General features: G+C 41.9%; 13 protein-coding genes and 4 pseudogenes. 11 read left to right on the top strand and 6 right to left on the bottom strand.

Going from position 1 to position 12,887, the window contains the following annotated elements:
* Nucleotides 1-101 precede the first annotated feature (101 nt).
* The 5 genes from HGD79_RS25905 to HGD79_RS25885 are packed head-to-tail and all read left to right on the top strand — an operon-like array spanning nt 102 to nt 1,974.
* Nucleotides 102-350: a hypothetical protein gene (locus tag HGD79_RS25905; RefSeq protein WP_065801593.1), complete on the top strand. Its 249-nt coding sequence runs from the start codon at nt 102-104 to the stop codon at nt 348-350.
* Between the two features lie 4 nt (nt 351-354).
* On the top strand, nt 355-927 hold the full coding sequence (locus HGD79_RS25900; RefSeq protein WP_094309628.1) for a hypothetical protein: 573 nt from the start codon (nt 355-357) through the stop codon (nt 925-927).
* A 30-nt stretch (nt 928-957) separates the two neighbouring features.
* Complete coding sequence (locus tag HGD79_RS25895) at nt 958-1,452, top strand: DNA-binding protein (RefSeq protein ID WP_094313750.1); 495 nt, start codon at nt 958-960, stop codon at nt 1,450-1,452.
* A 60-nt stretch (nt 1,453-1,512) separates the two neighbouring features.
* The gene (locus HGD79_RS25890; protein WP_004150739.1) at nt 1,513-1,716 is read left to right on the top strand and encodes an HHA domain-containing protein; all 204 of its coding nucleotides are present in this window, start codon (nt 1,513-1,515) and stop codon (nt 1,714-1,716) included.
* Nucleotides 1,717-1,764: 48 nt separating this feature from the next.
* Entirely contained in the window at nt 1,765-1,974 is a 210-nt protein-coding gene (locus tag HGD79_RS25885; protein WP_094308932.1) for a hypothetical protein, read from the top strand.
* Nucleotides 1,975-2,003: 29 nt separating this feature from the next.
* Here HGD79_RS25885 and HGD79_RS25880 read toward each other — a convergent pair.
* Together HGD79_RS25880 and HGD79_RS25875 are read right to left on the bottom strand one after the other, a co-directional pair.
* Nucleotides 2,004-2,312 (bottom strand): annotated as a pseudogene (locus HGD79_RS25880) (integrase core domain-containing protein); the annotation flags it as partial.
* Between the two features lie 16 nt (nt 2,313-2,328).
* Nucleotides 2,329-2,781 (bottom strand): annotated as a pseudogene (locus HGD79_RS25875) (IS110-like element ISEc21 family transposase); the annotation flags it as partial.
* On the opposite strand from HGD79_RS25875, the gene HGD79_RS25870 reads away from it, so the two are divergent.
* Entirely contained in the window at nt 2,744-3,700 is a 957-nt protein-coding gene (locus HGD79_RS25870) for an IS481 family transposase (protein ID WP_112889123.1), read from the top strand. The pseudogene HGD79_RS25875 and the gene HGD79_RS25870 overlap by 38 nt on opposite strands.
* 130 nt (nt 3,701-3,830) lie before the next feature.
* Here HGD79_RS25870 and HGD79_RS25865 read toward each other — a convergent pair whose 3' ends face one another.
* The 4 genes and pseudogenes from HGD79_RS25865 to HGD79_RS25850 form a co-directional block, all read right to left on the bottom strand.
* Nucleotides 3,831-4,661: an AraC family transcriptional regulator gene (locus tag HGD79_RS25865; RefSeq protein WP_112889124.1), complete on the bottom strand. Its 831-nt coding sequence runs from the start codon at nt 4,659-4,661 to the stop codon at nt 3,831-3,833.
* A gap of 213 nt (nt 4,662-4,874) precedes the next feature.
* Nucleotides 4,875-5,339 carry a hypothetical protein gene (locus HGD79_RS25860; RefSeq protein WP_232683390.1) on the bottom strand — a complete coding sequence of 155 codons (465 nt, stop codon included), beginning with the start codon at nt 5,337-5,339 and terminating at the stop codon, nt 4,875-4,877.
* Between the two features lie 213 nt (nt 5,340-5,552).
* Nucleotides 5,553-6,161 (bottom strand): annotated as a pseudogene (locus HGD79_RS25855) (autotransporter outer membrane beta-barrel domain-containing protein); the annotation flags it as partial.
* Between the two features lie 52 nt (nt 6,162-6,213).
* Complete coding sequence (locus tag HGD79_RS25850; RefSeq protein ID WP_074425400.1) at nt 6,214-6,822, bottom strand: helix-turn-helix domain-containing protein; 609 nt, start codon at nt 6,820-6,822, stop codon at nt 6,214-6,216.
* Between the two features lie 431 nt (nt 6,823-7,253).
* Here HGD79_RS25850 and HGD79_RS25845 point away from each other — a divergent pair, with 431 nt between their 5' ends.
* From HGD79_RS25845 to HGD79_RS25825, 5 genes and pseudogenes are all read left to right on the top strand, one after another.
* On the top strand, nt 7,254-7,757 hold the full coding sequence (locus HGD79_RS25845; RefSeq protein WP_157769469.1) for a CD15/CS22/SEF14 family fimbrial major subunit: 504 nt from the start codon (nt 7,254-7,256) through the stop codon (nt 7,755-7,757).
* A gap of 140 nt (nt 7,758-7,897) precedes the next feature.
* The gene (locus tag HGD79_RS25840) at nt 7,898-8,659 is read left to right on the top strand and encodes a fimbria/pilus periplasmic chaperone (protein WP_074425405.1); all 762 of its coding nucleotides are present in this window, start codon (nt 7,898-7,900) and stop codon (nt 8,657-8,659) included.
* A gap of 15 nt (nt 8,660-8,674) precedes the next feature.
* The gene (locus HGD79_RS25835; RefSeq protein ID WP_094308965.1) at nt 8,675-11,122 is read left to right on the top strand and encodes a fimbria/pilus outer membrane usher protein; all 2,448 of its coding nucleotides are present in this window, start codon (nt 8,675-8,677) and stop codon (nt 11,120-11,122) included.
* On the top strand, nt 11,119-11,568 hold the full coding sequence (gene afaD / locus HGD79_RS25830; protein WP_105910642.1) for an AfaD family invasin: 450 nt from the start codon (nt 11,119-11,121) through the stop codon (nt 11,566-11,568). The genes HGD79_RS25835 and afaD overlap by 4 nt, the downstream gene beginning before the upstream one ends.
* A gap of 117 nt (nt 11,569-11,685) precedes the next feature.
* A pseudogene (locus HGD79_RS25825) lies at nt 11,686-12,873 on the top strand (ISL3 family transposase); the annotation flags it as partial.
* Nucleotides 12,874-12,887 lie beyond the last annotated feature (14 nt).

The following is a 12,887-nucleotide window of genomic DNA, read 5'->3' as shown; positions in this document are numbered from 1 at the left end:
CTCAGCTCCGACTGCAATAAGGCCGAATATAGAGCTGCAACCTACCGTCAACGTCAACACCACGGAAGTCTTGCAAACGGGACGCGTTCATATAGTGCAGGATGGATGAGAAAGAAGTGAATTTTTCACTCAGCTATGAGCAGCTGACCCGGATAGCGGAAGAGCGTATCCGTGAATGCAATCTGGACAAGAATGGTTATTTGTACGGCCGGGAACTGGAGAAAGCCTCAGCCTTACTGCTTTTCTGGCACCGGCTGGCAATTTCTGGATATACGAGGGTGACCGGAAATGAACGCGTTGAGGCCGACCTGGCGCGCCTGAAAGCCCTTATAGTCGGAAAAGAGGTCTGATTTCATGACAACGGTGAACGTCCGCCGACCATCGCCGCTGCAGCGCCGGGTGCTGATTGTGCTGGCCGCCCTCGATGCGAAACGTCCGGGACCGGTGGCAACAAAGGATATTGAGCGGGTGCTGGAGCAGGGCGGGAACGCTCCGGTGTACGGGCCTAACCTGCGCGCCTCCTGCCGGCGCATGGAAGCCGCGGGCTGGCTGCGCACCCTGCGCGCCCCGAACCTGCAGCTGGCCGTCGAGCTGACGGAGGCCGGTCGCGGCATTGCAGAACCGCTCTTCCAGGCAGAACGCGAGGCTGAAACGGCACGACAACGGCTGAGAGACGTCCGGCGTCTGCCGTTACGCCAGGCAGCTGCCGGTGACGCGGTGGCGCTGCAGCTGGGTGACGGCCATTACACCATCAGGGAAGCGGCCTACGTGATCCGTCCGGACGGGTCCACCTGCCTGCAGCTGACGGATGCCGGCGGCATACGCCGGATAAAAGAGGGCGATCCCCTGCAGGTGGCCAGCTGGTATCAGACCTGTTTTGATGCAGGCCTGCCGGTCATCGTCCAGGTGAATGAGAGCCGGGACTGATCGGCACCACACAAGGAACAGGAGCATAAAATGAAAGTCACTGAACCCGGGCTGAATACGCTGATCGATAACCTGAACACCCTGATTTGCGAGGACAGCCTGCTCACGCGCCAGGAGCGCGAGGATTTGGTCCGGGCCGTCGCCGCCATCGGCGCCATGAAAGCGCGCGTCGGCATGAAAAAAGGCGAAGCGCCGGCCGTTGCCAGACGGGAAAAAAGGGAGAAAAAAGACCGCCAGCCTGATCCGCGTTTTCCGCGAGCCGGTCATCCCTGGCAGGAAGACGAAAAAACCTTACTGAGTGATGCGCTCGATTCGGTACCGGACGAAGAGATTGGCAGGCATCTTTTCTGGCTTTCCGAGAAACTGGGCAGAACGCCTTTCAGTGTTGCTTTCCAGATCGCGGCAATCAGGGAGCTGCAGGACGGCTGGGAGGAGCAGTTCAGGGAGATTTCGGATAACATTCGCTTGTCCGGTCTGAGCATCTGTGATTATCTGAAGCAGAACGGCACGGGCCATAACGCCTGAAAGAAATTCGCGTTATTTGTAAAATTAAATACCAGGGAAGCCTCAGGATATAAAAAACTAATGACGAAACAGGAATGGATTTTACGACTACGGCGCTGTACATCGAAGGAAACCCTGGAAAGGGTTATAGAAAAAAATAAATATTCACTGTCAGATGATGAGCTTGAGCATTTCAATGCCGCGGTTGATCACCGGCTGGCGGAGATGGCAATGGGGAAGTTTTATGATAAAATACCTGCAGGCGTCTGGAAATATGTTAAATAATACAGCCAGCATCAGTCTGTTCGCAGTTATCTCACCTGGAGCGCAATCATGAATATGATATTTGAACTGATTGGATTGTTACTGGTAGTCGGATGCGCATTCTTCACCACTTTTTTCTTAGCCGCAGTAGCAGGCACTATGGTAGTTATTTTTGGATGGGGAATTTCTATTGTCACCCCGAAGGTGGATGCATTAGGTAGTTCTTCTGCTAACCAAATGGTTATAAACAGTTCCTTTTACTCTTCTGATGTGTATTAGTCGCGACTTGATCTGACACATTGAAGTGGTCAACAAAAACTGGCCACCGCGTTAGAGTTTTTCCAGTATCGGTTTTCTGATTCGTTTGGTGGTAACCCACCATTATATTCGTGCGGTCTTAGTGCGCTGTAATATCCAACGATATAGTCCGTTATTGCGTGGGCTGCATCGCTGAAGCTTACATAGCCCGTCGCCGGCACCCATTCGTTCTTCAGACTCCTGAAGAAGCGCTCCATTGGGCTGTTATCCCAGCAGTTTCCACGCCGACTCATACTCTGCCTGAACCGGTATCGCCACAGTAACTGCCGGAACTGCCTGCTCGTATAATGACTGCCTTGGACGCCCTTCTAAGAGTCAAGCTGTTATCGGGATACTGTTGATCCGCCTGTTTTGATTGCGCAGTAACGTGTAAACTTCGCGGGAGATATATCGCTTTAGACAGCGTATCGCTTCCATTTTTGTATGTCCTTCGGCTACACGCCTGGCGACATATTCCTTTGTTTTTGCGTCAGTTCGTAAGCGTCCGATGGCGATGATGTGAAGTGCACTATTTGCAGCACGATCTCCACCACGATTAAGTCGGTAACGGTTCGTTTTTCCAGAAGAAACGGGGACCGGGCTGACACCACACAGTGCCGCAAATCCTGATTCTGATCTTAACCGTTGAGGATTGTCTCCGGCAGTGATCAGCAACTGTGAAGCGCTTTCGTATCCGATAGCATTACGTTTAATCAGTTCAGGTGCCAACTCGTCGACAATTGCCGCAATCATGACATCCAGATCAGCGATTTCGTCATGTAACTCGAGTTACCGCGAACTGGCCGATGAAGGCGGTGTGGATGCGCTGATTAATCGCAGTCGCCGCGTACCTAACCTTAAGAACCGTACCGATGATGCAACCGAACAGGCTGTTATTGATTACGCCATCGCTTTCCCGGCACACGGTCAGCACCGGACCAGCAACGAGTTGCGTAAACAGGGCGTTTTTATCTCCGGTAGTGGTGTCCGTTCTATCTGGTTACGCCATAACCTTGAGAATTTCAAAAAACGGCTAAAAGCACTGGAAGAAAAAGTGGCCCGTGATGGCATTGAACTGACCGACAGCCAGAGCGCAGCACTGGAGCGTAAAGCGTGTGATGACGAGGCCTGTGGCGAAATCGAAACCGCTCATCCGGGATACCTGGGTTCGCAGGACACGTTCTATGTAGGCAACCTGAAAGGTGTCGGCCGTATTTATCAGCAGACATTCGTTGATACGTACTCGAAAGTGGCTCACTGTAAGCTTTACGTCACCAAAACACCGATTACAGCGGCTGACTTACTGAACGATCGTGTACTGCCGTTTTATGCTTCACAGGGCCTGCCGATGCTGAGAATACTGACCGACAGAGGCACAGAGTACTGTGGCAAAGTGGAACAGCATGATTATCAGCTTTATCTGGCAATAAACGACATAGAGCACACGAAAACGAAGACGATGTCCCCGCAGACCAACGGCATCTGCGAGCGGTTCCATAAAACAATACTGAACGAATTTTATCAGGTAACGTTCCGTAAAAAGCTGTACGGCGATCTTGATACATTACAGTCGGATCTTGATGAATGGCTGGCTCACTATAATAATGAGCGAACCCATCAGGGAAAAATGTGCTGTGGCCGGACGCCGATGGAAACGTTACTTGATGGAAAGCACGTCTGGGCTGAGAAAAATTTAGACCAGATGTAATCTAACAGATACCTGTATAAATAACCGGTAACTGTCAGATCAGGTCTGAGCTAATACACATTACGGCAGGTTAAACATGGACTTCTGAGTCTCCCACCATGATCGGGGAAGACCCTATATATGTAATATATTATGATTTCCTTTTCACTTTCAAGGAAAACTGTTTTGGCGTTATACCAAAATAACTTTTAAAGTTACGGATAAAATATGATGTACTAACATATCCAACCTCATCAGATATACTATTAATATGTTTTTCAGTCGTCGTTATCAATCTTGCTGCATGTTGCATTCTAATATCTAAAATCAAATTATTAAAATTATTATTTTCTTTTTCAAGTTTTTTCCGAATTGAGACTTCAGACATATGTAAAACATTTGCCAGATCAACTAATCGCCATGATTTTGACAGATCAGATTCTATTATTAACTTTAATTTTTCTGTGAAGGTAGAGTCTGTTGAAACAGATAATGAGCAAACCAAAGATTCAATATCATCAACTTTAGATAACAAATAAGTAATGTTATAAATTAGTCTATGATGTGGGACATTCGCCTCTGTGATTATTTTAAATATTTCTACATCTGTCTTATCCGCCGTGCAATTAAAAATTCTACTTCGCATAGAACCAACTTTATGTGGATTCAGTAACAATGGTTCCATGACTTTGCAGATACAGCTTAATATATTGTTGTCTATATGGAAAATATTATAAGGCATGCCTTTACCTAACACGTTAAGTGTAACATCAATGACTGTATTTTTCTCAATATAACATATTGATTCAGGCGGAATATTAATAACCTCCCCGTCTATTGTTTTAACCAGTAATTGGGCGTTGCGAAGATAAATAATAGCACAATTGTAGAATCTAATCTTTTTAAGAACCAATGTAGAGTTACAGGATATATCCCCTCTAACAGCAAGCCTCATATTACTTAAAGCATTTTGACTATTCATACAGTCACCCCCATGCTTTGTAACAATATAATTTCATGGGATATCCACTCTGTAAACTCGGAAATAACTTAAAGATGAATACCTCCCAATAAAAAGTTTCGCATCGACATATCAACTAATTTCATAGACTATAAATAGTTAGTCACTATGATGATAAAATTAATTGACTCTGATAATAGTTATATCATGAAAAAAATTGAAAATCAATTTATGTTACAGGTAGCGTCTAAAAAGAATTGGAAGCTTCCGTGTCGTTTCAGCATCAAATTTAATTTTTATCATTCTTATTTTATAAGAAATCTTACTTACGCTTAAACATGTAAGCTTTGAAATTTCCTTTATTTTCCTCCTCTTAATAAAGTAGAGATAAAGGATCTCTCGTTCAATATCATTAAGAGCGCGTAAAATTTGCTCTGGTGGGTATGTGCAATCAATTGATAAACGATTTTCATTGTGTATAGTTACATTATCAGCACATATGCATTTAACAGCCCCCCCAGAAAAAACAAGGTTGTATAAAAAATAATCATTATTATCGCAAGCGATATAAACTTGACTATATCGCTGAACGGCCTCATACACAGAGCCACGGCCACTGAATTCAAAACACTTATACCCTTCATCTTGGTCTGCAAAATATAAGATACCATTTTTCAAATAAATATCTTTTGTAACCATTATCAGAGCAACGCTCATATCGTATATAAAAATATTAGATACCTAAATTGAATTCAACTATAAGCTAAACTTAAGAAAAAGGCCATTCAAAAAAATAGAAAAATAAGATAAATTTTTACCCTTCTAAATACCCAGTAGAGAAGTATATTTGACTGTCTATAGCAATCAATCAATAAGAAAACCTGAACAATATGTTCAGGTTTTCTTTTTTATCTACTCTACTACCCAAAATGCATAACTAATATTGGCATTAATTAACTTATCAGCATTGTAAAAACTAAACTCAGAACGCTCCATATTCGGACTTATCCTAGCGTTTTCTTTTAAGTTATTATTTAGACCAATATTGAATACCACTCTGCTATCTTTACCATTATTAATATATGTATTACCGACCAGAGCTTTGAATGTTGTCACGCCAGGCTTAAGCAAATCGTACTGATAATAAACCAGAGTCAATGCCGTAATTTCCCATCTTTTACCCCTGAATGTTTTGCCAAATTCAATACCTGTGCGACCAATCAACGGTTGCATCTGCTTACGTTGCATATTGATCTCAGCCCCATTGTATTGCTAAGAAAACTGATTCTCAGATACGGCATCGTAGATCAACGCTGTTTGCTGCTGTATACATGTTTAGCCAGGTAAGGAAAAACGCGAACCGGTCTCAGCGCCCAAATACCAAGAGTGCGAGCCATAATCTTGTTCTGGCATTCCTAACGCATTTGATGCGTAATCATAATGAACATATTTCCCGATAGCATCTATATATAGTTTAGAATCAAATATAGCTGAAGCATACACACCAATACCCGTTGATTGCTCTTACCCACGTAAAGCGGACACAGTCCTAAGCGAGGTTCTGGTTTTAAAATTATTCAGGGCTGAGATCTCCACACGCACTGTGGCGACGCCAGTGATTGTAATCACACTCGATACAATTCCACATTATTCCCCGGCTGACAAAGCGTTCTCCGTGAATACATTCCACTTTCAGCGAATGAAAGAAGCTTTCCACACAGGCCTCGTCATCACACGCTTTACGCTCCAGTGCTGCGCTCTGGCTGTCGGTCAGTTCAATGCCATCACGGGCCACTTTTTCTTCCAGTGCTTTTAGCCGTTTTTTGAAATTCTCAAGGTTATGGCGTAACCAGATAGAACGGACACCACTACCGGAGATAAAAACGCCCTGTTTACGCAACTCGTTGCTGGTCCGGTGCTGACCGTGTGCCGGGAAAGCGATGGCGTAATCAATAACAGCCTGTTCGGTTGCATCATCGGTACGGTTCTTAAGGTTAGGTACGCGGCGACTGCGATTAATCAGCGCATCCACACCGCCTTCATCGGCCAGTTCGCGGTAACGATAAAACGTATCACGCGAAACGCCCATGATTTTACAGGCTTTTGATACGTTGCTAAGTTCTTCAGCCAGATTGAGTAAACCGGCTTTGTGTTTGATGACCGGATTGGTAGTATGAAGCATGAGAGTTACCTCGTGTTTTGTATAAGGATTCGACACCCATATCAAAACCGGTAACTCTCAACCTTTCAAGGTCATGTGTCAGATCAAGTCGCGACTAATACAGATAATGAGAAATAAAAACTGAGGTGAGCATGGACTCTGTTTTCCCTGCTCGGCCTAAAACAAGGCTCCTCCCTAAATCCACTCATTCTTACTTAAAATATAAAACCGCCAATCAAAATAACAAAAAAAGATAGGCATACAAAACAATATCAGCAAAAAGATAAAATCCGATAAATATTTAAAACAAAACCAACAAAACACTCCAAATAGATAAAAAATATGAATAATGAAAAATTCACTTAACCTAACGATTAAATTGTTATAAAAATAAATCACGCAACATGCGTGAATTATATTGTTTTTATTTCTTTGTAAAGGATATATCATTTATGCGTAGTAAATTATCCCTCCTTATTCTTGCTTTGATGACGTGTGGTGCCGCAAATGCCGCTGAAACAGCTATAGGTGATGTTGCTACTGTGCAGGCTCCATTAGCATTTGGTGCACAGAATACCATCAACGCAACCTGGACTCAGGATCCCTCTGTATCTGGTACCTCAGTTACGGCCATGCAAAAACTAGGTACCCTTAATATTCAATTAACCGGTTCTCACGCAGGGGTCTATGTTACAGGAGATGATACGGGTGTAAGTGGCGGCCTCGCGACTATCCCATTTAAAAATGCTGCAGGTCAGGTTTATGTACGTGGACGTACTGATGGCTCAATTCCACAACTTAGCAGCACACCAATCGCAGGCCATAATGGACCGGGTTGGAAATTAGTAAATACCGGGGATAACATTAATCTTGACATTAGATCCTTCCAAAATGGGAATAATATTCCTGCTGGAACATATACGGCAACATTCTACATTCAACAATATCAGAACTAATTAAATTACTTATCAGAACACACCCTCAATTTTGAGGGTGTGTTTATCAATCGGGGGAATTCTGTAAGATGCTGACGTTGTAACATTTAATAACCCATATATAAACAACTGTTGCTAATGCTTGTATAAAAGAGTGCTATATGTACAAATATAGAAAAATTTTTATCCCTGTTTTATTTTTAACTTCTTTTTTAAGTCACGCGCAAACAGCAAATACTTCGGTTGCGAAATCAAATGCCATTGTCAAAATAGAAGATAAAATCTATGGCTTGAGATTAGGAAGTACTCGTGTAATTTATAATGAGGGAATGTTAGCGTCATCTTTTTGGATTAAAAATGAAAAAAAATATCCTATAATTGTGCAATCTCAGGTTTTCTCTGATGATAAAAAGACGAAAGCCCCATTTATCATAACACCGCCTGTATTAAGGCTTGAAAGTGAAATTCAAACGAGGTTAAGAATTGTTCCGGTTTCAAATGTTCTGAAAAAAGACAGAGAATCATTATTCTGGATATGTGTAAAAGGTATTCCTCCAGAAAATATATCCTCTTATGATACTGAGGACAATAATAAATCAACACATGTTAATATAAACGTAATTACTAATAGTTGCATTAAGCTACTAACCAGGCCGAAATCAGTTGACATATCGGTAGAAGAAGCTAACAAGAAATTAAGATGGGGTATTAAGGAGGGAGAATTGTTAGTAGAAAACCCATCCCCCCTCTATATAAATATAGCAAGAATAACTGTCAATGGAAAAGAGGTCGCTATACCTGATGGATATATTGAACCTTACAAATCCGTAAGTAACTTTGCTAAAGCCAGCAAAGGAGACAAGGTTAATTCGGTTGTATTGGATGATATAGGTGCTGAAATTAATAACGAAGTGACGCTTTAAATATAAGAAATGAAAATGAAGAAGACCATTCCTGTTTTAATCCTTACATCCATCATTAATTCCGGAGATTCTTTTGCAAAAGAATATAAATTTAATTATCGCTACTTAGCAATGGATGAAAATGCAGATTTAAATTTTTTTGACAGCAAGACAACCCAAGGAAACTATGTTGTTGATATATATATCAATAATGAACTAAAAGAAACAACAGAAATATATTTTAAAAATATAGGTAATAATCTTGCTCCTTGCCTGACACAAGAAAACCTAATTAAATATGGATTTTTGCAAAAAAAAATTGATGAGTTTATTTTTGATGATGAGCAATGTGTTAATCTAGACAAGGAAAATATAAAATACCTCTTTAACCCAACAAATCAAATCTTACTGTTAAACATCCCATCAGGATTTTTAGCTGACAAGAACAGCGAGATTGCTGATGAATCGCTTTGGGATGATGGGCTTAACGCGTTGATATTCAACTATCAGGCTAATTATCTCAAATCAAACAATAAACGAGGTGATTCATATTTTGGTCAAATAGAACCAGGGCTCAACGTAGGTCCATGGCGCATTAGGAATTTATCAACTTGGAAAAAGTCAAAAGAAAATACAGATTTTGAGTCAGCATATACATATGCTGAAAGGGGTATTAATTCATTAAAAAGCAGATTGATTATTGGCGACAAATATACTAACACGAATATTTTTGACAGCATCTCTTTTCGAGGGGTTACCTTTAATAAAGATGAAAATATGATTCCGTATTCTGCGAGAGCATACTCGCCGAAAATCCGTGGAATTGCTAAAACTCAAGCTGTTGTGGAAATTAGACAACAAGGCTATCTTCTTTATTCTACTTCTGTTCCACCTGGTGAATTCGAAATTAACAGCAATCAATTCAGTAACTTTGGAAGTGGCTTATTTGATGTCACCATTATTGAAAGTAACGGACAGAAACAAATGTATTCTATCCCTTACACAATACCTGTTATTTCTCTGGCAAAAGGTTATTCAAATTATAGTTTTACGGCTGGTAAGTATCGCAATACAGATATACATAAATATGAACCAATATTCGCAGAGGGCACCTATTCTTACGGTCTTCCTTATGGTTTAAGTATATTTGGCGGTGTTCAGTTAGCCGATATTTATAGTTCTTATGCCGTTGGTATAAGTAAGGATGCTGGTGAATATGGCGCAATATCCTTCGACATGAAGTACGCTAAATCTAAACCGTATGAAAAAACCTCTTTTATAAGTGGTAGCGCTTATGGCATAAGGTATACTAAAAATCTCAATACTACAAATACTGATATATCTATCGCAAACCATTACAATTATTCAAAAGACTATCGCACACTTTCCGAAACAATAGATAGTTACAATGATTATGTATATTACAGCAAGAAATCAACAATTTATGCAATGTTAAGTCAACCATTGGGCGCTTGGGGGGCGATTAACTTAAGTTATAATCATGATAACTATTGGAAAAAAAATGGAAGCAACTCAATTGCAGTTTGGTATGGAAAAGATATTGGAAGTACATCTCTATCCTTAAGCTATACACGAACATCCTTTAAGAAATATGGAAAGAACGATAATGAAGACTTGTTTAACATAATGTTAAATATTCCTCTACAAGACTTAACAAATAAGGAGATTTACGCAAACTATCAATTGACTTCATCGTCTGATAATAAAACAACACATGATATAGGTTTCAACGGCATGGCATTTGACAGGCGTATGAGCTGGCAAGTAAGGGAGCAAATCCAGGAAGCCTCAAAATATAAAAAATTCAGTTATTTTAATGCATCGTGGAACGGAACGTATGGAACACTTGGTGCAAACTATAACTATAGTAGCACTCATCGTGAAGTTGGCTTAGCACTCTCTGGTGGTATTTTAGCGCATTCATCAGGGATAACATTTGGACAGCGGATTTCCAATACTACGGCTTTAGTTGAAGCAAAAGGTGTTAGTGGGGCTACCGTTTTAGGACTTCCTGGTATAAAAACTGATTTTAGAGGTTATACATTCTCTAGTTCACTAATGCCATATATGGACAATACAGTATCAATAGATCCTAGTTCGCTGCCAAATAATAGCAGCATTAAACAAACTGATATTAAAGTAGTCCCAACTACAGGGGCGATTGTTAAGGCAAAATATAATACCAGTATCGGAGTGAACGCACTCATTAAAATCAGTAATAAAAAAGGAAAACATCTACCTTTTGGCACAATTTTAGCAGTTAAAGATGAAAAAGGAGTGGTGCAATCAACATCTATTGTTGGCGATAATGGCGAGGCTTATGTCACAGGTCTCGATGGAACACAGGAAATAAATGCGACTTGGGGAAGAGAAGCATCTGATAGTTGTAAGGTCAGTTACAACCTTACAGGACATCACGCAAAAGTACAATCGCTAACTTTCCTGAATGGAGTTTGTAAATGAAATGCTTCTTATTAAAAGAAAACTACAGTCTATTGATGCTATTACTATTTTCGTTATTAACACATTCAACGATAGCTGCAGCTAAAAAATTGGAAATTAGCATCAATATGGATAATGAAAAACTCAACGAATCCACTCAGAACAACCATGTTTTGGGTACAGGTTATGTAAAAAGTGATGGTAAATCATATGTCATAGTAAGTTCTAGTGCAGAAAAAGTACCCGGACAACAAGCAACATACATATTTAGAGGTAAAAACAATCCACAAAACAGAATAGCAATAAGGCTTGGTGGCGAAGGCTGGCATCCGGATAAAACTGGACTAGGAATTAGTTCGCGCATCAATATGCTATCAAAATTTGAACTATATTTTTCAAATAATTACAGAGTTAATCCGGATGTTTATTTGATACACCTGTTTGCTAAAGAAGTTAAAACAGATTGATGTATACATGTATTAGCTCAGACCTGATCTGACAGTTACCGGTTATTTATGGGTCTTCCCTTGTTGTGGTGGCTGAAGGCATGATAATGGCGTATTAAATCGCCAGAGGTCACCACCATGGACGAAAAGTCCCTCTATGCACATATCCTCAACTTGTCAGCTCCGTGGCAGGTAAAGTCTCTTTCTCTCGATGAAAATGCCGCTTCTGTTACCGTTACTGTCGGGATCGCTGAAAATACTCAGTTAACCTGTCCAGCCTGCGGGAAATCCTGCCCCGTTCACGATCACCGGCATCGTAAATGGCGCCACCTCGATACCTGCCAGTTCGCCACAATAGTTGAAGCCAGTGTGCCCCGTGTTATGTGTCCGAAGCATGGATGCCAGACTTTGCCTGTTCCGTGGGCGGGACCCGGCAGCCGGTATACGCTGCTGTCCGAATCATTCGTGCTTTCATGGCTGAAAATCAGCACTGTTGATGCAGTCAGGAAACCACTCAAACTGAGCTGGAATGCCGTTGACGGCATTATGAGCCGCGCGGTTAAACGAGGTCTTGCACGGATAAAAAAGCCATTAGCAGCCCGGCATATGAATGTGGACGAGGTCGCTTTTAAAAAAGGACATCGTTATATAACGGTGATCTCCGATCGTGACGGGCGGGCGCTGGCTTTAACGGATGATCGAGGTAAGGAAAGTCTTGCCAGTTACCTCAGAACCCTGACTGACGGACAGCTGCAGGCCATTAAAACGCTCTCAATGGACATGAATGCGGGCTATATAAGAGCCGCGCGCATCCACTTACCGTGTGCAGTTGATAAAATCGCCTTTGACCGCTTCCACGTAGCGAAACAGCTGGGTGAGGTGGTGGATAAAACCCGCCAGAATGAACATCCCCGTCTTCCGGTTGAAAGCCGCCGTCAGGCCAAAGGTACCCGCTTCCTGTGGCAGTACAGCGACAAATGGATGACTGAGTCCCGGCAGGAAAAGCTGATGTGGCTGCGGGAACAGATGCAGCAGACAAGCCAGTGCTGGACACTGAAAGAGCTGGCCAAAAATATCTGGGATCGCCCCTGGAGCACAGAACGCAGGAATGACTGATTGCAGTGGATATCGCTGGCGTCTGAATGTGATGTGCCGATGATGAAAAACGCAGCGAAAACCATCAAAAAACGGTTATATGGAATACTGAATGCGATGCGTCATCGTGTCTCGAATGGTAATGCAGAGGCGCTGAACAGCAAGATCAGACTGCTGAGAATAAAAGCCAGAGGATACAGGAACCGGGAGCGCTTTAAGCTGGGAGTGATAGTAGCTGCGAAGCT

The organism is Escherichia sp. SCLE84 (genome assembly GCF_012584495.1).
In the GTDB taxonomy this organism is placed as follows: Bacteria; Pseudomonadota; Gammaproteobacteria; order Enterobacterales; family Enterobacteriaceae; genus ECMA0423.
Note: the sequence above shows the minus strand (reverse complement) of the source record. Positions and strands in the feature narration are given on the sequence as shown.

Bases quoted from the DNA above. Each gene is read 5' to 3' on its own strand.
- HGD79_RS25905 (WP_065801593.1), top strand. From the start codon at position 102: ATGGATGAGAAAGAAGTGAATTTTTCACTCAGCTATGAGCAGCTGACC.
- HGD79_RS25900 (WP_094309628.1), top strand. From the start codon at position 355: ATGACAACGGTGAACGTCCGCCGACCATCGCCGCTGCAGCGCCGGGTG.
- HGD79_RS25895 (WP_094313750.1), top strand. From the start codon at position 958: ATGAAAGTCACTGAACCCGGGCTGAATACGCTGATCGATAACCTGAAC.
- HGD79_RS25890 (WP_004150739.1), top strand. From the start codon at position 1,513: ATGACGAAACAGGAATGGATTTTACGACTACGGCGCTGTACATCGAAG.
- HGD79_RS25885 (WP_094308932.1), top strand. From the start codon at position 1,765: ATGAATATGATATTTGAACTGATTGGATTGTTACTGGTAGTCGGATGC.
- HGD79_RS25870 (WP_112889123.1), top strand. From the start codon at position 2,744: ATGACATCCAGATCAGCGATTTCGTCATGTAACTCGAGTTACCGCGAA.
- HGD79_RS25865 (WP_112889124.1), bottom strand. From the start codon at position 4,661: ATGAATAGTCAAAATGCTTTAAGTAATATGAGGCTTGCTGTTAGAGGG.
- HGD79_RS25860 (WP_232683390.1), bottom strand. From the start codon at position 5,339: ATGGTTACAAAAGATATTTATTTGAAAAATGGTATCTTATATTTTGCA.
- HGD79_RS25850 (WP_074425400.1), bottom strand. From the start codon at position 6,822: ATGCTTCATACTACCAATCCGGTCATCAAACACAAAGCCGGTTTACTC.
- HGD79_RS25845 (WP_157769469.1), top strand. From the start codon at position 7,254: ATGCGTAGTAAATTATCCCTCCTTATTCTTGCTTTGATGACGTGTGGT.
- HGD79_RS25840 (WP_074425405.1), top strand. From the start codon at position 7,898: ATGTACAAATATAGAAAAATTTTTATCCCTGTTTTATTTTTAACTTCT.
- HGD79_RS25835 (WP_094308965.1), top strand. From the start codon at position 8,675: ATGAAGAAGACCATTCCTGTTTTAATCCTTACATCCATCATTAATTCC.
- afaD (WP_105910642.1), top strand. From the start codon at position 11,119: ATGAAATGCTTCTTATTAAAAGAAAACTACAGTCTATTGATGCTATTA.